Source organism: Haloimpatiens massiliensis (genome assembly GCF_900184255.1).
GTDB lineage: Bacteria > Bacillota > Clostridia > Clostridiales > Clostridiaceae > Haloimpatiens > Haloimpatiens massiliensis.
In genome coordinates, this window is sequence record NZ_LT854640.1 from 923474 (window position 1) to 944060 (window position 20587).

A 20587-nucleotide genomic window follows, 5' to 3' on the forward strand; every position below is an offset into this window, starting at 1 on the left:
GAACACTATAATAGCTACTACAATAAAATAATTATATTGTTCCATTTAATACTAATACTAAAAGAATACATGTAACTAGTATTAAACCGGAAATAAGTGTCACCCCAAGGTTAATTTTTTTAACTGGATTAGATTTCGATGACTCAGGAATAAGGTTACTTCTTCTCAAGGAATTTACTAAAGGTTTATATAAAAGCATAGTTAAGGCTGCATTTAATCCACCCTTTAAAAGATTAAAAGGTAAAAATGCTGGAATCAATAGTTTTGCCACAGCTTCTCTAGGATACCCTAAATAAATTGGAGCAATAAGATAATTCCAAAGAAGCATAACTATTGTCATTAAAATACTTCCAGTAATAAGTCCATATACAGCTCCCTTAAGTGTATGATTTCGTTTATAAATATAACCTGCTGTACATGCAAAAGCACATGTAGAAATGATATTCATAATAAAACCTATAAAACCAGTATCACTAACAGTGAACATTTCCACAAAAGAAACTAGCACTGAAATAATAAATGCTGATAACGGACCAAAAATAAATCCTCCAATAGTAATAATAACATCTTTAGGATCATACTTTAAAAACATTACTATAGGAATACGTCCTAAAACCATAATAATATAGGCAATAGCACTTAACATTGCCAATGTTGTGAGTTTTTTAGTGTTTGTTTTCATTTTACATTCCCCCTAAAAATAGTAACACCTGAAAGAAATGTCTTTCAGGTGTTAATTGCAATTAGGTGGACAATTAGAATTGTAAAAAAATGAAACACAAAAAAAGTAATCATTTATTACAATCAATTAACACGCCTTCTTTTATCCAGACTATACTGTCGGTCTTGGAATTTCACCAAGTCCTAACTTGGACACATGCCAAGTTCTGCATTCTCATGCTCGCGGACTATACCGCCGATCGGGAATTTCACCCTGCCCTGAAGACATTATATTCAAATGTTCTAGAAACATTATACCATTAATAATAATATTTTCAAGTACCCTCTTAAAACTAAACCACTTACTTGTATTAATTTTCATATGTATAATTAAAACTGAAATTAGTATTTAGTATAATTAAAAAGTACAATATTGGTATAAAGTACTTGGATTAAGCAGTCGCTTATTTATACTCTATCTTTGCATATATTTTTCTTTAAAATTTCTAAAAATGATATCTCTTTCTTATTGCTATTTTCCCTTTTAGGTTTAGGCTCAACTCTTAGTCTTTGTTCATAATATTCATTAGTTTCTATTATTTTATTAACTCGCATCTTGAATCCCTCCATATATATATACGTAAGGATTTTAATATTTAATGGGGTGCTAAATAACTCTTTAATCCTAATAATACTTTTTAACAAATAATCTTCAAGATAATTCCAGATATTTAGAAAGCACTTAGGAGTATCCATTTTCCCGAGTGCTTCCTAAGGGGCACGTTATTGCTATAACGCTATTTTTATGCAACTTAATAATTTATTGCACTTTATTTTATACACATTATCTATTATTGTGACTTAACTATTATCTTAATCATTAGATAGAAGCAGTTTATTAACATCTACTAACTCAACCATATTACTCTCTCTCAAAAATTGATTTAATAAATAGATATGACTGCTTCCTATAATTACTAGTATTCTGTCATCAGCTGATTCTACCAAACGACAAATGTTTGAAAAAAGCGTTAAGTTGCGTTGATACCACCATGTTAACCAACTAATGCCAACATACTCTCTCACATAGCCAATACGAGCCATATTGATATACAGTTCATGACTTTTTTTAATTTTATCTGGTTCATTATAACTTTGATACATCTCTAATATACTTTTATTTGCATTATTATTAAAAACTTCTTTTTGAAAAATTTCATTAAATAATTCCGGCTGATTTGTTTTTGTCCATTCATATACTTCACCAAAAGGTCTAGTAGCAACGCCTACATCCATCCAATCAATAGGATATATTCTTTCGTGGCCTAATTCTGAAGCTATTCGGAATCCCAACTGATGTTGTTCTCTTCCTTCTAATTGAAACTGTCCATTGACATATGCCTTATATTTATTATTTATAACTTTATCATCTTCTGTGACAATTTCTAATGCCACTTTGGTTGGATTAAAACGTTTTAGCCTATCTACAACATCACGTATTTCTTGCTGTCTTGTTTTTGAAAAAAGATTGCCTACTTCTGTATGATACATATCTGGCGTTTTCCCCATATGAAACGTTCCAAGAAGAAGCACCTTAGGTTTTGAAAAGCCGTTTATCATCTTTGAATACCTCCTTAATTATTGAGAGATGCTTGTTAGCAATGTAATACAAATCACAAATGTAATTAATTTTACATTTATATCATATCTTATTGTACCATTTATATTATTTAATTCAATTTTTTTACTTTTAAATTGTTATTTTCATAAAAACAGGAGTGCAATCACTAACTTTATTAGTGGTGGCAACTTACTTATAAAAGCTACATATCCCTATTCTTTATATTAGCAAAAATAATCAACAACTAATTTTAAGATATAATCAGCATAATTCAATATTTTTTGCTAATTGGAGCAAAAGATTACTATAGAATCTTTATATTGTTTAAATATATTCTTTTACATTATCTTTTCTATATTTTCGTCCATAGCAGAGGTACTTTCATCTAGGACTGACATATCTCCTATTTTATTTAGTAAAATACTACCTATAAAAATAATATAAAAAAGAGAGCCTTTCAGCTCTCTAAACTATTTTTTATTAAATTAATTTATCACTCATTATGCCACTTAAATTTAACTTACTTATTCTTTTTCTGATTTCCTCTACATCTATAGTATAAAGTCCTAATTCCTTCATTCTGCTAAAATATTCCGCACCAGCAAAGGTGTATCTCTTTCTTCTTCCTTCTTTAGTGGTCATTTTATAGTTAGCATAGGATATTATATCTCCTATAGCCGTGGCTTTTGGAAGAATTAAAGGTGGCATGCCGAGAGCCCATCTTACCACGTTGTGTCCAGCTAGGCTTCCTGTGCAGATAGCTTCTGTATGCCCTACAAAAAGCCCAGATTTCTCTCCAGCACAGAACAGATTATCTATTCCTTTTACCTTCATGTCATCTGTCCTTGGTGCAACAGAAAGATATCTTATGGAATTACCTTTACCTCCAGCATATGGATCAATGTATTTTGCATTTTCTAACCCTTTTATTTTTCTTAATTTTTCTAATGGGTAGTAGGAAGTCATAAGTTTAACGTGTCCTGTATCCAGTAAAATTACATTTTCTGCAAATTCTTTTAATGCATACTGTTGACATACTTTTATCTTTAATTTGTCTAGGTTTACATCTTCGTTAGGAACTTTTAAAACTACTACTCCCGTTTCTTCTAACTCCTCTAATATTTCATTTGATATGCTCTCCTTGCAAAGTTTACAGGAGCCACTAAATGCACCTAGAACATCATCTTCTCTTTCTCCTTGTAAATCTTCAACTCCAGCTCTTGAGCTTAGACTTACTCTAGGGCCAAAAGCAGGACATCTTAAAACACACATGGAGCAGCCATTTCCATATCTTAAACAGTTACCCATGGGTCCTGTAGAACCTGTAGTTTCTATAAATGCATCTCCCTCTACATAATCTCCATTAGATAAATAAATACCTTCAATTTTATCATTACCTTTTTTTACATCAATAACTCTAGAAATTAAATTTAAATTAATTCCCATATCTAATAGATGATTTTTTACGGCTGGTTCTATTTTATTGACATTGTATAGCCATGCATGATCATGTCCAGGGAACTCTATGTTTCTATGAGTTGAATTCTCGTCTGTTAAATCTATGAGATCGCCAGCTCCTAAAGCTATTATTTCTTCTGCTGCCGTAAATCTTCCGTTATTTCTCATGATGCCGCCTATATTTCCAAGTCCTAGAAGCATATCTGTTTTTTCATATAAATAAACTTCTGCACCAGCTTTTTTAGCAGTTATAGCTGCAGCACAACCAGCCCAACCGCCCCCTATAATGATTACCTTCATATAAATCTTCTCCCTTCAAATAAATTTCTAGGATCTGTTTGAACTTTGCAAAGTCTTTTTATCTTATGCCCTTTATATCTAGCAGTACAGCAACCACATACCCCTTCTCCACAGCACATTTTGGCGTTATTACAGCAAGAAAGCTTTATATTCTCATCATGTATATAATTTACTATTAAATATATAAGTATATCCTGAGCTGCTATATGAACTAAATTTACATCTTTATCTATTAAAATATCTTGTATTAACCCTTTCACTTCCTCTGTAAGTTCCCCATTTTTAAGAGTATCCACATAATAAACTTTACAGTTATACATTTGAAGGTAATCCTTTATATATATATCTTCATATCCTCCCTTATCCGCAATACAAATTATATTATTGCCATTGGAATAAAGTTTTTTAATAACTGGAACTGCCGGAGCCTGACCTATTCCTCTAAATATAACTAGAGAAGTTTTTTCTTTACTGGCGTAAATATTCTTAATACCTTGAACTCCATTCCAATAAGGTCCCTTAATAGAAATATCTTCTCCCTCTCCAATTTCATCTATTTTTTTAGTTTTTACACCCTTTATTTCTATCATGATTTTTATTAAATTTTCCTGAGTATCCACATCCATTATGGATATTGGTGTATTGTAGAATTCTTTTGTATTAGGTGTTTTAAGAAATATAAAGCTGCCAGGATGGCATAAATTCACTGCCAATTTATGAGGTACCACTATGCCTAACTCTATTACACACTGCTGTAAATTTTTTTTACTAATTACTTTGCAAATATATTCTTTTCTTTCTTCTTTAGCCTTATTTCCATTCCAAAAATATTCTTGATATATGCATACTCCCTTCCAATTTATGCAATCACAAAACTTTTTACCACTCATTTGGGAGCAGAGTATGCATTCATTGCTCTCGGCTAATTTACAAGGGCAAAATTCACTACCAGCATCTATACAGTCGATTATTTCATAATCCATAGTCTATCCTCCAAAAAACGTTCTAATAATAGAATATCCATTGAGGGATTAAATTGTTACATTTAGGTTTACATTTTATTTAGTTTACATAATTTTAATTATGTAATAATATACATTATTCAACTCTATTATATTACACTATGGCGCTATTTAATTATAAATTATTTAATAGGATTAACCTAATAAATTAGTTGTATACATAGCTAATTTATTAAAAAGATTTCTTTATTTTGTAAATTATAGTATTTTAAATATAAAATAAAAAAGAAGCTACTGAATTGCATAATAGCTTCCTAAAGTTCACTGAAATCATTTAAAAAATTCCTTTAATTTTTTAAATCTTCCTTCCGTTTTATTTGATGAATTTATGGTTTTATTTGATATTAATGGTTTTTGATATATTAAATTTCCCTTTTCATCTTCTATTGTTATTTTTCCTATTTCTTCACCTTTTTTAATTTGTACATTATTTATGTCTTCTTTTACTACTATATTTTTTACATAATTTTCGCCTTTTTTAAGAGGTAATACAATATCCTCACTACAAAGTAAATGAACTTTATTTCTCTTATTTATATTCATAGAAGCCATTATTTCATCTTTTTTGACCACTTCTTTAAATTCATAATTTTCTTTTATGTTATTGTATATTTTCTTTGTTTCATTCCATCTAGTTGGAGAATTTAAAACCACTATTATTATATCATTACCATCCATATCTACCGATGTTACAAGACATTTTCCCGCTCCTCCTGTATACCCTGTTTTAACTCCATTGGCCTCAGGTATTTGCCAAAGTATTTTATTTATATTGTTATATGATCTAGTAAATCCTTTTTCTTCTGCAGTTACTTCTTTATCTCCTACTATTTCATTAAACTTATCTATTTCTTTAGCCTTAGCTGTTATAAGAGCTAAATCATAAGCTGTAGAATAATGGTTCTCACTGTCTAATCCATGAGGACTTTCAAAATGAGAATCTAACGCTCCTATGGAATAGGCATATTCATCCATAAGATTGCAAAAATTTTCTACTGAGCCTGCAGTACCTTCTGCTATAGCTATAGCAGCATCATTTCCTGAACGAAACATAAGACCATATAGCAGCTCCTCTATAGAAATTTCTTCACCTTCCTTATATCCTACTTGTGATCCATTAATAGTAGCTGCTTTTTTAGATATAACTATTTTATCTTTTAAGTTTCCATAATTTAAAGCCACTAAAGAAGTCATTATTTTTGTGGTACTAGCTATAGGAACTAAATCATATGAATTTTTTTCAAATAAAACTCTTCTAGTTTTAGCATCCATTGCAATGGCATACCTAGCATTTATATAAATACTTTTTCCATTTTTATCTTTTATAGGTTCACCCTTAACTGAAATTATCCACGAAAACATAAAAATTAAAGTTAAAACACTTATAATTCTATATTTAAAAGTCTTTTTATATATTTTTTTTAAATTCAGCACATTTTCCACTTCCTTTCTTAAACCGTTCTTATATATAATTACTAACTTTTTACTAGTATGTTAATTATAATTTACTCTTTATGTTTAGCTACTTTAATATATCATTTAATACCAATTAATAAATTAGTTGTTAGTTTACTTTTAATTTTGTATACATAATTTTATTTATGTATACAACCCTATGAAATAAAATTCTATATACCCAAATTCATTATGAAGTAATTACAATTTAATATATTTACATCATCTCAATCTAATACAATGTTTATATTTGAAATTTATGGTTAAAATACTAAATAGAACTACTATCTTTTAAAGTTATTAAAATTTAATACTACTTTATACATTTATATGAATACCATAGACTCTAGCACGGAAATACTTTGGAGGAATTATATATGTTTTATATCTTTTTAATAGCCTTAATAATAATATTATTTCCCATACCTTTAAAATTTAAATTAGTATTTAATAACAAAGAATTAAAAATTTTCATTTATAAAAAAGAAATAAAATCTTTTAATGAATTTGATTTAAATAAAACTTTAGATAATCTAAAAAATAAAAAAGCTAAAAAGCAGGATACTGAAGATGAAGAGAATATTAAAAACAAGAAACAAAAAAATAAAGCTTTTTCAAAAGTATTTTTTCATATTTGCTTAAATAACTTTTTTAAACCTACACTAAAAATAAATTTTAATATAAATTTTGGATTTAATGATGCTTCCATAACTGCCATGACTTATGGATTTATAAATACTATTCCTGGATTTATATATAACATGCTATGTAAGCTTTTTAAAATTAAATGGTTTAAATTTAATGTAAAACCAATATTTAATAACCAAATCATATATATAGAAATTAGTAGTATAATTTTTGTAAATTTAGTTAAAGTTATATATATATCATTGAAGTTTACTTTTTTATATTTTAAAGAAAAAAAATTTATGAAAAAATCTAAAAATAAAAAAGCTAAAGTTAAATTTGGAGGAGGAATATAAATGGAAAACAATCCTATAGAAACTTTTATGAAAACTACCATGGAAAATATTAAGGATATGGTAGATGTAAATACCATAGTGGGTACACCTATAGAATCCAAAGATGGCTCTTTAGTACTTCCAATTTCCAGAGTATCTTTTGGTTTTGTAGCTGGAGGCAGTGAGTTTGCAAATTGTAAAGCCTCTGGAGATAACCCCGATTTTCCTTTTGGAGGTGGCTCTGGAGCTGGTGTCACTGTAAAACCTGTAGCATTTTTAGTAATTAAACCAGATTCTTTAAGACTTCTTTCCCTAGATCAAAAGAACACTTATGACAAAGTAATAGACACTATGCCTCAAATCATAGATACAATAAAAGATATGCCTATATTTAAAGATAAAAAAAATAGTAAAAAAGATAAAAAAGAACAATGTAAAGAAGAGGAATAAAAGGCTGTAGTCCTTTTATTCCTCTTCTATTTCTTTTATATTAGTTATATTTTCTATATTAGCTGAATCTTCATTAAATTTCTCTTCTTCCACTATATGTTCTTCAAATTCACTTAAATCCGGCATATCTCCTAAACTTTCTAAACCAAAGTGCTTTAAAAATGTATCACTTGTTGCATATAATATAGGTCTTCCTGGTACTTCTTTCCTTCCACACTCCTTTACAAGACCTTTTTCTACTAAATTTACCACAGCTTTATCACATTTAACCCCTCTTATTTCCTCTATCTCTATCCTAGTTATAGGCTGTTTATAAGCTATTATAGCTAAAGTCTCAAGTGCTGCTTGAGATAGAGATTGTCTTACATTTACATTTAATAATTTTTGTATATATACACTATTTTCTGGCTTTGTAACTATTTGATATGAATCATCTATCTTAATTATTTTGATTCCCCTAGAATCATCACCATAACTCTCTATCATTTCCTGCATGAAATCTTCTATTTTCTCTTTAGAATACTCCAATATAGAAGCTATATATTTAGATTTCATAGGCTCTCCACTTACAAATAGAAGCGATTCTACTATAGAAAAAAGTCTATTCTTTTGAGACGCTGTCTCTATCTCCATCTGGCTCATATATTCCATCTTTTTCTTCTATCCTTTCTATAAATATTTCATTAAAATTATCCTGTTGATATGCTTTTACAACTCTTAACCTCACCAACTCTAAAAGAGCTAAAAATGTCACTATAACCTCCATTTTTTTTCTGCACTCTTTCATTACATCTGAAAATTTCAACTTTTGGCTTTCTTGTATTTTATATTTTAACACGGCCATTTTATCTTCTACTTTAAAATTGTCAATTAAAAGTTCCTTTTCTATTGAACTATTCTTATTTAATTTATTAAGATAATTACTCATAAGTTCGCTATATATATTAAATAATTTAAGCATAGTTACATTCTTTAAAAAGTCTTCTTCATTATTATTCTTTTTCTCTTCAATGATTTCTGGTTTCTTTCCAAAAGTTGCTCCTGTTACTATTTCTTTTTCCTTAAAAAATTCTGCAGCTTTTTTAAATTTATTATACTCTATAAGTTTTTTCAATAAAAATTCTTCTGGATCTTCTTCTGATTCTTGATCCTTGTCCACAGTGACCTTAGGCAAAAGCATTCTTGATTTTATTTCCAAAAGAGTTGCAGCTATAACTATAAATTCTGATGTAATCTCTAAATCCATTTCCTTCATACTATTTATATAATTCATATATTGCTTTGTAATTTCATGGATTCTAATATGATATATATCCATTTGATTTTTTTTAATCAGGTGCAATAAAAGATCAAAGGGCCCCTCAAAATTATGTATTTTTATGTTCAATGCCATTTAATATCTCTCCTATATTATTTCTTAGATAATTTTCATCTATTTCTAAAAAGGTGTTTAATCTTACCCTTTTTACCTCTTCTATTATATCATGAATTAGCCTTCCTTTTTCTATTCCTAACTCTAATATATACTTAGCTTTTATTTCTTTATAATTATATTTTAAATTCATATAATTAAGTAATTTATAAGTAAGGTTTTTATTATATCCTAAAAGTATTAAATGATAAACATTGCATTTATCTAATAAATTAAATATACAACTATTATCCCTGCACTTTAATAATTCTATTTCCACCCTATCATATTCCCGAAAAGCTTTTTTTAAACTTTTCTCTAACATTGAGTTATTTTTAAATATATTCTTTACATTAGAATCATTAAGAATTCTATATATGCTACAAAGCCTAATGTTCAAACAATCTTTTAAGAACAATTTATTTTCAATTAAAAAATTCTCTGATGACTTCATTATATTTAATCGAAAACACTCATATATATTTTGCTTCCATCTTTCCTCTCCTGCCATGAGTACTATTTCTTTCATTATCCTATCATAACTTATGCTAGAGAATGTATTTTCTTCTATACACCTCAATATTTCTTCCTCATCTTCTAATGAAAATCCATATCTTACTGAATATCTTACCGCTCTAAAAATTCTTGTAGGATCTTCTCTATAGGAATCCTTTTTAATTTTTTTTATATTTTTTTGTTTAATATGCTCTATTCCATTGTACGGATCTATTAAACAATTATTTATTATGTCATAAGCCACTGCATTAACAGTGAAATCTCTTCTAGCTAAATCTTCAACTATGGTTGCTGGATAAACTTCAGGCAATGAACCATATTTGGCATAAGTTTCTTCCCTACATGTTATCATATCAAACTGAACTCCATTTTTAAAATATACACTAGAAGTTTTAAATCTTTCATGATAAATAACCTTATCAATTAATGGAAGCTTTTTAATAATAAATTGAACATCCCCTTCTACTGCTATATCAACATCTTTAGGTGGTGTTCTTAATAAAGTATCTCTAACTGATCCTCCTACCACATAAGCTCTTATATTATTTCTTTTAAAATACTTCACTAAAATATTAAAAATATACTTTTCATCTTCATTTAAAAAATCCGTTATAGAAAAATCCACCATTTTTATATGTTCCCTTCAAACTTATTAAAATAAGTCGACAAAAGAATCCGTCTTCCTTGTCGACTATATCTTAATAATACAATACTTTACACAGCATTATCAAATATTTTTTGCATATTTTCTTTTATATTATCTAGTATTGTATTGGCTTTTATATCTCTATCACTATAAATAGGTATTTTAGTATACAATTTACCTCCTACATATACTTCACAGTATCCTACTTTTTCACCTTTTTTATATTCCTTTTTACCTTTATCTATTACAAATTTTTTGTCTATTTTAGCTTTTTCACCTTTTGGAACTACTATATTTAAATCATCATTAGACCTTACCATAAAAAACCTGTCACCTTTTTTGTTTAAATCTATTTTCCCTAAATCTTTTCCCTTTGTAATTATTTTCTCTACTCCAAACTTGGAAAATCCATAATTCATAAGGGTAGAGGCTTCTTTATTACGTATTTTATATGTAGGGGCCCCCATAACTACTGTAAGCATTCTCACACCATCTCTAACTGCTGTAGCAGATATGCAATACTTAGCTTCACTAGTATACCCTGTTTTTAATCCATCACAACCTTTAAAGAATCTAACTAACTTATTGTGATTTACTAGTCCTATAGGGCTTTTTCTTCCCTCAGATATAGTTTCCATATAAGTTCCTGTGTACTTAAGTATTTTAGGATGTTTTAAAAGTTCCCTAGACATTATAGATATATCATATGCTGTGGTTAAATGTCCATCTACTGATATTCCATGACAATTTTTAAAAGTAGTATCTTTCATCCCTAGCTCATTAGCTCTTTTGTTCATGATATTTACAAAATTTTCTTCACTTCCTGCTAAATATTCAGCCATGGCAACAGAGGCGTCATTACCTGATGCTATAGCAATACCTTTTAACAGTTCCTCTACTGTTCTTATTTCACCAGTTTCTAGAAGCATACTACTATTGCCACCTTGACCCATTTTCTTAGCATTTTCACTTACAGTCACCTTATCTGAAAGTTTTATTTTACCACTATCTATGGCCTCAATAGTTATAAGCATTGTCATTACTTTAGTAACAGAAGCTGGAGCAAATTTTTCCTTAGAATTTTTTTCATATATTATTTCTCCTGTGGTAGGTTCCATAAGTAATGCCGCTTTAGCTTCAACATCTATTCCAGATGCATCAGGCTCTTGTGCTAATGTTACTATAGCGTTTTGAACTGAAAAGCATAAAAGTAAAAATAAACTTATAGCAAATTTATTAAACCTTTTCACATATATCCTTCCTTTCATATAATTTTCTAATTTTATTTTTACCAATAGTTCAAAATATTATCACAGAAAAATAAAATAAAACCTATAATTAAATATAGGTTTTATTTAGCAATATTTATTATAACGCTTTTAAGTAAGCGCTTTCACAACTTTCAATAAAAACACTTCACTTTAAAAATATTTATGTGAAGAAACTTACATGTTTTTCATTATTTCTTTTACTAAATTTATAAAACTACTTTTTACTTTATTAGATGTTTCTATAACTTCAGCATGGTTTAATGGTTGATCTAATATTCCAGCTGCCATATTTGTTATACAAGATATTCCTAAAACTTTCATTCCACAATGATTTGCAGCTATAACTTCTGGAACTGTTGACATTCCCACTGCATCTCCACCTAAAAGTCTAGTCATTCTTATTTCTGCTGGAGTTTCATAAGTTGGTCCTGTCATCATTACATAAACTCCTTCTTTAACATCTATGTTCAAATTTTCTGCTGTTTCTTTAGCTAAATTTCTTAAACCTTTATTATATGCTTCTGACATATCTGGAAATCTTGGTCCTATATCCTCTTGATTTTTTCCTATTAATGGATTATTACCTGCAAAATTTATATGGTCTGTTATTATCATTAAATCTCCTGGATTAAAGCTTGTATTTACTCCACCAGCTGCATTAGTAACTATTAGATTTTTAACACCTAAATATTTCATTATATAAACTGGCAACGATAAAAGTGACATAGGATTTCCTTCATAATAATGAAATCTTCCCTGCATCATTATAACTTTCTTTCCATTTAAGCTTCCAAATACAAATTGTCCAGCGTGACCTTTAACAGTTGATGCAGGCATATTAGGAACTTCTGAATATTTTATTGTAATTTTATCTTCTACTTCTTCTGCTATATCTCCTAGCCCTGAACCTAATATAATTCCTATTTCAGGTTCATCATTAATTTTGCTTTTTACATATTCTACACTTTCCATTAACTTTGACAGCTCCATATGTAATCCTCCTTTATCTTTTATATATAATTTATATTATGATTAGGCAAAAAATTTAAACATATAATTTAAATTTTGTTACATAATCAAATTATCATATATTAATATTGTACACCTAATTTCAATATATTATTATAATTATGCCCTAGGATGAGTCTTATTATATACTTCAGCAATCCTACTTTTTTTAGTAATACTACTATATATTTGAGTTGCAGCTATGCTTGTATGTCCTAGAAGCTCCTGAACTATTCTTATATCTGCTCCATTTTCAAGTAGATGTACAGCAAAGGAATGTCTTAAAGTATATAGGTTTATATTTTTCTCTATCTCAGCATCCTTGGCATATTCCTTTATTATTTTCCAAAATCCCTGCCTAGTTAATCTATTTCCTTGAGAATTAAAAAATAAGTAATCTAAATTATTTATATTAAGTTCATACCTTATTTTCAAATATTCCTCAATACAATTTACTGCATAAGAACCTATGGGAATTATTCTTTCTTTACCCTTAGTTCCTTTGCATTTTATATAGCCTAGTTTTAAATTCAAACTATAAATGTTTAAATTTAAAAGTTCTGTTACCCTTATACCAGTAGCATACATAACTTCAAGCATTGCTTTATCTCTTATGCCTTTATGGCTATTTAAATCTGGCATATTTAAAAGTTTATCTACTTCCTCTATCGTAAGTATTTTAGGTATATCCCTTTTAATTTTAGGCACCTCATATTTATAAGTGGGATCATCTTCCACTAGTCCTTTACTTATTAAAAATATATAAAACCCTCTTATAGAAATTATGCTTCTCACTATAGAACTATTTGCCATTTTACTCTTCTGCAATTCCTGTACATATGCCATTATGGTAATAGTATCTGATTCCTGTATACTTTCATTTCTAGAATTTAAAAATTCTAGAAATCTTTTTACGTCTCTCTCATAAGCTTCTATAGTATTTTCACTTAATTTCTTTTTTCTCAAATTTTCTACATATTCTTTTAAATTTAATTCATTCATATGTAATCACCTGATCTCTCATAGATTATATTAAACTAATTTTATTGTTTTTTCAATAGAATTTAAATAGTTCAAATTTAAACTACTATTTTTATAATAATTGGCACTATATATCCTTCTATAAAAAAACCCATAAAACATATAAGTGTGCATATTAATATTATAAGAGAATATGAAGCTATTTTACCAATAACATTTGTAGTCCACTGCTTATTTAATCTATTTTTAACCATGGATAAGGAAAACTGCATAGCTAGTACAGATACAAATACAATACAAGGTATATATATTATGTTTTGAGGTATAAGTCCGAGTACGCTTACCCATATACCTTTTACACCTAACGCATTTATTAATGAACTTATAGAAAATCCCAATGTAAATCCCTTTATAAGGTCTATTATTAATATTATAGGTATTCCTATTACTGTTAAACCTAAAAACCATATACCTAAAATCATTGGCAACATATTTTTTATGGACTGAATAAAAATAATTTTAGGTTCCGTACTAGTTGAAGACATGTTTTCTACAAATTTATTCAAATACTCATATAAAGTATTTTTTTCAGCTTGTCCCATGTATTTAACGCAGTACACTCCCAAAAACATTCCTATAAAAATACAAGCTATACTGAGTAAATATAATGAAGTATTATCCTTTATGTGTTTATTTAAATTATTTCCCACATTACTTGTCATATATAAAATCCTCCTCAGTTTATCATCATATTATATTTATGACAAACTGAGGAGTAATATTACTTCTATTTGACTTTAATAAAGTAGTGCTCTCCAAGTGTTTATGCCTACTATACCATCTACTACTAAATTCTTATCCCTTTGAAAAGCTTTTAGTGCATTTTCAGTAAATTGTCCAAACACACCATCTACACCTGAGACTCCTATATTATATCCCCTTTTCTGCAATATCTCCTGTATTATTTTAGTTATTTCACCTTTAGCGCCTTTTTTCACATTAACTAAAGCAGATGATGTCTTAGGACCTAATATACCATCTTCCACAAGTTTTGAATTAAACTGAATATTTAGCTGTCTTTGAAGCCTTAAAATCATATTACTTTTTCTGTACTCTGGTTTAGGCGTAATTTGTGCTGTATCCTCATCTTTTTTTGAATTTAAATCTTCTAATTCTAATCCTTGTACAATTGCTTCTGCAATTGCATTTTTGCCTAATTTCTTATAAAGTTCCATATCTCTTTTGTTATCTAAAAAACAAATCTCAATTAGCATAGCTGGACATTTAGTTCTTCTTATAACATATATCCAAGCTCCATCTTTTATCCCTCTATTTCTAAAGCCTAATTTACTCATATTATTCAATATATTTCTAGTATTTTTAAGCTTTCGTCCTTTATAAGTGTATATTTCTGTGCCAGTGCCTCCTCCAGCGTTAAAGTGTATACTTATAAATAATTCTGCATTGTTTTCATTAGCTTTATTGGCCCTATAAGAAAGAGATTCACTTACACTATAAGAGGTTTCTTTTGTACAATCTACAACAGTATGACCCATAGCCTGCAACTTTTTAACTATTTCTCTGCCAACTTCTCTAGTTAAATTTTCTTCTTTAATTCCTAGGCTTCGTGCTCCCAAATCATAACCGGACACACAATGCCCCATATCAATGGCTATTTTCATATACATATCACCCCTAATATATATACTATGTAATTAGTATACTTAAAGGGACTGATATATTTTACTAAACTATTCACATTAAGATGGCAACACTTTAGCATCTGCAAATTTAAATAACTTATTTAAATAACTTTTCCTTCTGTAGTTCTTTTTGAGAACAAAAGTAACTAGTTATTTTTCATTTACATAAGCATAAAAATAACCTCATTATCTTGATATTTGACAATGAAGTTTATACTCCAAGAATTTCTACATAAAATAATTAAAAAATCAAAACAGAATGCCAAAAAATATTTATACTTTGGCTAAATTTCTTCAATATACTTTTATTATTTCTTAATTTTATTAAAGTAAGTAATTCTATTTAGTGTGAGAATTACCAAGCCACATAAACTTTTTAATTAACAGTTGTATTATCAATATTACTATTTACATCAGTATTAACTTGTTTTACATTTTTTTGCATAAAACTAAATATAGAAGCTAATATCAATAATACAAGTGTTGGGATACTTATTATAGCCACGAATAAAACACCTTTTGTATATTAGCCTTAAACCAATATACAAAAGGTGTTGTTATGCAATTTAATTTTAAATTTATTGATATAGAATGTTAAAATCCATAGCGATTTTTATGTAGTTAATCCATATGAACTCTTTAACAACTCCATCAATCATGAGCCTTAACTAACTTTATTTTTTAGTCTAAGTTTATCAGCAACCATTGCGATAAATTCACTATTTGTTGGCTTGCCTTTATCATTGTGTATAGTATACCCAAACAACTTATTAATTGTTTCAACTTGTCCTCTACTCCAAGCCACTTCAATAGCATGTCTTATAGCTCTTTCAACTCTACTAGCCGTAGTATTATACTTTTTAGCAATAGATGGATATAATTCCTTTGTAACCGCTGATAGTAGTTCTATATCATTTACTACCATAGTTATAGCTTCTCTTAAATACATGTATCCTTTTATATGTGCTGGAACACCTATTTCATGAATTATGTTTGTTATTTCTGTTTCTAAATCCACCGGCTTCTTTTCATTATTAGAAGCACAATCATTATCGTTAGAATAATGATTAGTAGTCTTCTTAATATCGGAATTAGATATAGTATTATTGAACATTTGCCTTATTCTTTTTATAAATACGTCCATATCAAAAGGTTTAACTACATAATAGTCTGCTCCTAAGTTTATAGCTCTTTGTGTTATTTTATCTTGTCCTACAGCAGATAATACTATAATCCTAGGCACTTTTTTCATATCCATGCTGTTAATTCTTTCCAATACACCTAGACCATCTAAATGAGGCATTATTATATCTAATATGACTAAATCCGGTTCTCTTTCTTCAATTAATCTTAGCGCTTCCAATCCATCTTTTGCTATTCCTGATACCATTATGTCTCTTTGGCTCATTAAATAATCATTTAGTATATTGCAGAATTCTTTATTATCATCCGCAATTACCACATTAATTCTTGAATCCTCCATTTCACACGCTCCCTTATAATTAATTCCCATATCTTAACAATAGTATTCGACAAATAAACTTTGATTCCTTCTTAATAAAAAAAAAATATATAAAAAAAAGAGTAAAAGAATTAATCTTAAACATCTTCTACTCTTATTTTACTATTTTTAATATATTTTTTCTACTTTTATTTTCCTATTATACCTGCATCCTTTAACATCCACTCAATATATATCCCATATCCTACATCAGGCTTGTTCACAAGAACATGAGTTACAGCTCCAACAACCTTATTATTTTGTATAATGGGACTTCCACTCATACCTTGAATTATTCCTCCAGTAGTATTTAATAATCTTTTATCTGTAATTTTTATAACCATACTCTTTGGTCCTGGATCCTTTTGTTCTAATGTTTCTTGGATTTCTATATCGTATAGTTTTGGTTCTTCTCCTTCTATAGTAGTTAATACTTGTGCTTTTCCACTTTTTACCTCATTTCTGTACGCTATATTTAAAGGCTTATTGAAACTTTTATTTATCAATTCCTTTTTACTTTCTCCAAATATTCCACAATTTGTATTACTTTTTATGTTCCCCAAAGGTTCATTTTCATCAGTGAATATACCTCTCAATTCACCTGGTTCTCCTCTAATACCTTTTCTAACTGATACTATAGATGATGGTACTATTTTTCCTTCTCTTACTTTCATTATATCTCCTGTGTCCATATCTGTTATTGCATGCCCTAAGGCACCAAAACTTCCTGTTTCGGAGTGATAAAAGGTTAATGTTCCTATTCCCGCAGTAGAATCTCTTATCCACAATCCTATTTTATATATTTTATCTTCTGAAGTCTTAATAGGTTCTACCATTTTATTTATTTTAGATTCTTTTCTTTGTAGAGTTAAATCTAAAGTTTTACCATTTGATTCTCTTATTTTATTTGAAACTTCTTCACATGTATTTACTTCTACACCATTTATAGCTATTATTGTATCCCCAACTTTTACTCCTTTTTCATTGGCAGGATTATATATCTTTCCATCCGTTCCTTTTAAATTAGATAATCCAACAATTAAAACTCCCTTAGTATTAAGTTTGACTCCTATTGGTTGCCCTCCAGGATAAACTTGAATATTAGGTTTGGCATTAACAGCAGAAGTGTTTAAATATCCAGGGTATATTTTATATTGGATACTTAAAATCAAAAAGAAGAGAGGAGCTATTAAAAATATAATGGATTTCTGTATTTTTTTGTCCATTCTTTCGCCTCCTATCTCTTTATTTAATTTTAAGTTACCCTTTTAATAGTCCTCTTATGCTATAATTTTAATGCTTTAAAAGTCAATGATTTATTTATAAACTAAATTATTATATATACTAAAACTTTATAATATTTTTGTTTTAATTTTCTTTAGAATATTATTGAGTAGTTTATAATATTTATATTTTTTAATAAAAAAATAAGACCACTATATTATTGTAGTCTTATTTTTTACACAAACAACGTTTTTTATTGTAGCCATTTTTTATAAGTTCTTTAGAATTTTTAAAAGCTATCTCTGTTAAATTACTGCCACTGATCATTTTTGCTATTTCTCTTATTTTATCTTCTTCAGATATTTTTACTATTTTAGTATATGTTTCATCTCTTTCCACATTTTTCTGAACCAAGTAATGATTATCAGACATAATAGCTATTTGAGGTAAATGTGTTATACAAAATACTTGATGTTTTGTAGACACCATATACATTTTTTCTCCTACTCTTTCAGCTATTCTACCACTTATACCAGTATCAATTTCATCAAAAATTATAGATGGTATATCATCTTTATCTATAAATACTGTTTTCAATGATAGCATTATTCTTGATAATTCTCCACCAGACACTACCTTTGCTAATTCTTTAAGCGGCTGTCCTGGATTAGTAGATATTAAAAACTGTACAATGTCTTTTCCTTTTTCATTAAAATCCTTAGCATATTGTACATTAATCTTAAAATTAGCCTTATCCAATCCTACATAACTTAATTCACTTTTTAACTTTTCTTCTAATTCTTTTGCTAAAATACTTCTAATGCTATGAATTTGTTCACTTTTTTCTTCCATAACAATTATTATATTTTTCTTTTCTCTATTTAATTTATCTACTATATCTTTATAATTAGCCATTTCATCATATTTAGAATTTATTTTTTCTCTATATTCCAATATTTCTTTTATAGAATTACCATATTTTCTTTTATAGTTGTCTATTTCATACATTCTTTTATTTATTAATTCTAATTCCTCTTGATCATAATATAAATTATCCACTATATCTCTTAAGTCTTCTGCTGCCTCTTGAATATTATAGTAGGTTTCTTCAAAAAAATTATATATCTTACCTAATTTATCAGAAAAATTCTCTACTTCTTTTATATTTTTCAAAACTAAATTTATAGCATCACAAACAGCTAGATTGCTACCATCGCCACTATTTAATAAAGTATATGCACTTCCTAAAGATTTATTCAATTTCTCATAATTAGATAAGTTGGTAAACTTTTCTTCTAATTCTTCTTCTTCTCCTATGTTAAGATTTGCCTTGTCAATTTCATCTATTTGATACTTTAAAAAATCTACTAATTTTTCCTTTTCGCCTGTATCACCTATTAGTTCATTTATTTTATAATCTATTTCTTTTAATCTATTGTAGTAAGTAGTATATTGTTCTAATATATTTTGTATTTTTTCTCTTCCATAAGAGTCCAAATAATCTATGTAATTGCTACTATCTAATAAATTTTGATTTTTATGCTGGCCATGTATATCTAGCAATGTAGCTGTGATTTCTTTTAAGTCTGATAAAATCATGCTTTTACCATTAACTTTAGCTACATTCTTACCAGATTGAAAAGTTTCTCTACTTATTATAAGGATGCCTTCTTCGTATTCTATACCTTTTCTGTCCAAAATTTCTTTTGTAATTTCATTATCTACAGAAAAAATAGCTTCTACATAAGTCTTATTTTCTCCTATCCTTATTAAACTTTTTTCAAACTTTCCACCTAATACATAATCTATAGCATCTATTAATATAGATTTACCTGCACCGGTTTCACCAAGAAGTACATTGAATCCCTTTTCAAAAGATACACTTATGTCTCGTATTAAAGCAAAATTCCTTATATTTAATTGTAGGAGCATGCTTATACCTCCTATTCGCTTATCATTTTTTTAAGCTTTTGAACTATTTCTTTGGCCTTTTCCTCACTTCTAATTAATAAAAATATTGTATTATCTCCTGCTATAGTTCCTGCTATACCCTCAAAATTCATTGAATCTATTGCTTCAGCAGCACCTGGAGCAGATCCCGAAATAGTCTTTACTACCACAAAATTCGAAACGTTTTCTACATAAAGTACCGTTTGAGAGAATATAGATATTAATTTATCAGATAAAAAACTTTCTGTAGGAGATATTGTAGCATATTTGTACCTTCCTGTAGTTCCTAAAACCTTTATTAGCTTAAGTTCCTTTATATCCCTTGAAACTGTAGCTTGTGTTATTTCTATACCACTTTTTCTTAATTCGTCAGCTAACTCTTCTTGTGTCTCAATTTCTTTTGAATTTATTATTTCTATTATCTTTGCATGACGAGCTATTTTCACAA

At 28.1% G+C, this 20587-nt stretch carries 21 protein-coding genes and 1 riboswitch; of the genes, 2 read left to right on the plus strand and 19 right to left on the minus strand.

The window, feature by feature from the left end:
- Positions 1–31: 31 nt before the first annotated feature.
- The 6 genes from C1715_RS12615 to C1715_RS12635 form a co-directional block, all read right to left on the minus strand.
- Entirely contained in the window at positions 32–682 is a 651-nt protein-coding gene (locus tag C1715_RS12615; RefSeq protein WP_102400832.1) for an ECF transporter S component, read from the minus strand.
- Positions 683–811: 129 nt separating this feature from the next.
- Positions 812–951: riboswitch (FMN riboswitch) on the minus strand.
- Between the two features lie 177 nt (positions 952–1128).
- Complete coding sequence (locus tag C1715_RS19485) at positions 1129–1275, minus strand: hypothetical protein (protein ID WP_180964078.1); 147 nt, start codon at positions 1273–1275, stop codon at positions 1129–1131.
- 258 nt (positions 1276–1533) lie between these two features.
- On the minus strand, positions 1534–2280 hold the full coding sequence (locus C1715_RS12620; RefSeq protein ID WP_102400833.1) for a DUF5694 domain-containing protein: 747 nt from the start codon (positions 2278–2280) through the stop codon (positions 1534–1536).
- Positions 2281–2761: 481 nt separating this feature from the next.
- Entirely contained in the window at positions 2762–4039 is a 1278-nt protein-coding gene (locus C1715_RS12625; RefSeq protein WP_102400834.1) for an FAD-dependent oxidoreductase, read from the minus strand.
- Entirely contained in the window at positions 4036–5022 is a 987-nt protein-coding gene (locus C1715_RS12630) for a sulfide/dihydroorotate dehydrogenase-like FAD/NAD-binding protein (protein ID WP_102400835.1), read from the minus strand. The genes C1715_RS12625 and C1715_RS12630 overlap by 4 nt, the downstream gene beginning before the upstream one ends.
- Before the next feature lie 309 nt (positions 5023–5331).
- On the minus strand, positions 5332–6423 hold the full coding sequence (locus tag C1715_RS12635; protein ID WP_102401941.1) for a D-alanyl-D-alanine carboxypeptidase family protein: 1092 nt from the start codon (positions 6421–6423) through the stop codon (positions 5332–5334).
- A gap of 470 nt (positions 6424–6893) precedes the next feature.
- Between C1715_RS12635 and C1715_RS12640 the strand changes: the two genes are divergently transcribed.
- A complete protein-coding gene (locus tag C1715_RS12640; RefSeq protein WP_102400836.1) occupies positions 6894–7499 on the plus strand; it encodes a DUF2953 domain-containing protein in 606 nt (201 codons plus the stop codon).
- Positions 7500–7928 (plus strand): GerW family sporulation protein, encoded by a 429-nt coding sequence (ytfJ, locus tag C1715_RS12645; RefSeq protein ID WP_102400837.1) that lies wholly within the window; start codon positions 7500–7502, stop codon positions 7926–7928. It abuts the gene before it with no gap.
- A gap of 15 nt (positions 7929–7943) precedes the next feature.
- On the opposite strand, the gene scpB is transcribed toward ytfJ, so the two are convergent.
- From scpB to C1715_RS12705, 13 genes are all read right to left on the minus strand, one after another.
- Positions 7944–8579 (minus strand): SMC-Scp complex subunit ScpB, encoded by a 636-nt coding sequence (gene scpB, locus C1715_RS12650; RefSeq protein WP_102400838.1) that lies wholly within the window; start codon positions 8577–8579, stop codon positions 7944–7946.
- The gene (locus C1715_RS12655; protein ID WP_102400839.1) at positions 8530–9321 is read right to left on the minus strand and encodes a segregation/condensation protein A; all 792 of its coding nucleotides are present in this window, start codon (positions 9319–9321) and stop codon (positions 8530–8532) included. The genes scpB and C1715_RS12655 overlap by 50 nt, the downstream gene beginning before the upstream one ends.
- On the minus strand, positions 9296–10483 hold the full coding sequence (locus C1715_RS12660) for a tRNA nucleotidyltransferase/poly(A) polymerase family protein (RefSeq protein WP_102400840.1): 1188 nt from the start codon (positions 10481–10483) through the stop codon (positions 9296–9298). Before C1715_RS12660 ends, C1715_RS12655 begins: the two co-directional genes overlap by 26 nt.
- Positions 10484–10569: 86 nt before the next feature.
- Positions 10570–11751 carry a D-alanyl-D-alanine carboxypeptidase family protein gene (locus C1715_RS12665; protein WP_102400841.1) on the minus strand — a complete coding sequence of 394 codons (1182 nt, stop codon included), beginning with the start codon at positions 11749–11751 and terminating at the stop codon, positions 10570–10572.
- Between the two features lie 195 nt (positions 11752–11946).
- A complete protein-coding gene (locus C1715_RS12670) occupies positions 11947–12762 on the minus strand; it encodes a purine-nucleoside phosphorylase (protein ID WP_102400842.1) in 816 nt (271 codons plus the stop codon).
- Between the two features lie 138 nt (positions 12763–12900).
- Positions 12901–13782 carry a site-specific tyrosine recombinase XerD gene (xerD, locus tag C1715_RS12675; RefSeq protein ID WP_102400843.1) on the minus strand — a complete coding sequence of 294 codons (882 nt, stop codon included), beginning with the start codon at positions 13780–13782 and terminating at the stop codon, positions 12901–12903.
- A 77-nt stretch (positions 13783–13859) separates the two neighbouring features.
- A complete protein-coding gene (gene spoIIM / locus C1715_RS12680; protein ID WP_102400844.1) occupies positions 13860–14483 on the minus strand; it encodes a stage II sporulation protein M in 624 nt (207 codons plus the stop codon).
- A 75-nt stretch (positions 14484–14558) separates the two neighbouring features.
- Positions 14559–15443, minus strand: a complete 885-nt coding sequence (locus tag C1715_RS12685) for an N-acetylmuramoyl-L-alanine amidase (RefSeq protein WP_102400845.1) — start codon at positions 15441–15443, stop codon at positions 14559–14561.
- 397 nt (positions 15444–15840) lie between these two features.
- Positions 15841–15969 carry a hypothetical protein gene (locus tag C1715_RS20065; protein WP_278320110.1) on the minus strand — a complete coding sequence of 43 codons (129 nt, stop codon included), beginning with the start codon at positions 15967–15969 and terminating at the stop codon, positions 15841–15843.
- A gap of 159 nt (positions 15970–16128) precedes the next feature.
- Positions 16129–16947, minus strand: a complete 819-nt coding sequence (gene spo0A / locus C1715_RS12690; RefSeq protein ID WP_102400846.1) for a sporulation transcription factor Spo0A — start codon at positions 16945–16947, stop codon at positions 16129–16131.
- A gap of 167 nt (positions 16948–17114) precedes the next feature.
- Positions 17115–18191 (minus strand): SpoIVB peptidase, encoded by a 1077-nt coding sequence (gene spoIVB / locus C1715_RS12695; protein WP_102400847.1) that lies wholly within the window; start codon positions 18189–18191, stop codon positions 17115–17117.
- A 226-nt stretch (positions 18192–18417) separates the two neighbouring features.
- On the minus strand, positions 18418–20121 hold the full coding sequence (gene recN, locus C1715_RS12700) for a DNA repair protein RecN (protein WP_102400848.1): 1704 nt from the start codon (positions 20119–20121) through the stop codon (positions 18418–18420).
- Between the two features lie 11 nt (positions 20122–20132).
- A complete protein-coding gene (locus C1715_RS12705; RefSeq protein ID WP_102400849.1) occupies positions 20133–20585 on the minus strand; it encodes an arginine repressor in 453 nt (150 codons plus the stop codon).
- Between the last annotated feature and the right edge of the window lie 2 nt (positions 20586–20587).

Coding starts and splice junctions, on each gene's coding strand:
- C1715_RS12615 (WP_102400832.1), bottom strand. CDS start 682: ATGAAAACAAACACTAAAAAACTCACAACATTGGCAATGTTAAGTGCT.
- C1715_RS19485 (WP_180964078.1), bottom strand. CDS start 1,275: ATGCGAGTTAATAAAATAATAGAAACTAATGAATATTATGAACAAAGA.
- C1715_RS12620 (WP_102400833.1), bottom strand. CDS start 2,280: ATGATAAACGGCTTTTCAAAACCTAAGGTGCTTCTTCTTGGAACGTTT.
- C1715_RS12625 (WP_102400834.1), bottom strand. CDS start 4,039: ATGAAGGTAATCATTATAGGGGGCGGTTGGGCTGGTTGTGCTGCAGCT.
- C1715_RS12630 (WP_102400835.1), bottom strand. CDS start 5,022: ATGGATTATGAAATAATCGACTGTATAGATGCTGGTAGTGAATTTTGC.
- C1715_RS12635 (WP_102401941.1), bottom strand. CDS start 6,423: ATGTTTTCGTGGATAATTTCAGTTAAGGGTGAACCTATAAAAGATAAA.
- C1715_RS12640 (WP_102400836.1), top strand. CDS start 6,894: ATGTTTTATATCTTTTTAATAGCCTTAATAATAATATTATTTCCCATA.
- ytfJ (WP_102400837.1), top strand. CDS start 7,500: ATGGAAAACAATCCTATAGAAACTTTTATGAAAACTACCATGGAAAAT.
- scpB (WP_102400838.1), bottom strand. CDS start 8,579: ATGGAATATATGAGCCAGATGGAGATAGAGACAGCGTCTCAAAAGAAT.
- C1715_RS12655 (WP_102400839.1), bottom strand. CDS start 9,321: ATGGCATTGAACATAAAAATACATAATTTTGAGGGGCCCTTTGATCTT.
- C1715_RS12660 (WP_102400840.1), bottom strand. CDS start 10,483: ATGGTGGATTTTTCTATAACGGATTTTTTAAATGAAGATGAAAAGTAT.
- C1715_RS12670 (WP_102400842.1), bottom strand. CDS start 12,762: ATGGAGCTGTCAAAGTTAATGGAAAGTGTAGAATATGTAAAAAGCAAA.
- xerD (WP_102400843.1), bottom strand. CDS start 13,782: ATGAATGAATTAAATTTAAAAGAATATGTAGAAAATTTGAGAAAAAAG.
- spoIIM (WP_102400844.1), bottom strand. CDS start 14,483: ATGACAAGTAATGTGGGAAATAATTTAAATAAACACATAAAGGATAAT.
- C1715_RS12685 (WP_102400845.1), bottom strand. CDS start 15,443: ATGAAAATAGCCATTGATATGGGGCATTGTGTGTCCGGTTATGATTTG.
- spo0A (WP_102400846.1), bottom strand. CDS start 16,947: ATGGAGGATTCAAGAATTAATGTGGTAATTGCGGATGATAATAAAGAA.
- spoIVB (WP_102400847.1), bottom strand. CDS start 18,191: ATGGACAAAAAAATACAGAAATCCATTATATTTTTAATAGCTCCTCTC.
- recN (WP_102400848.1), bottom strand. CDS start 20,121: ATGCTCCTACAATTAAATATAAGGAATTTTGCTTTAATACGAGACATA.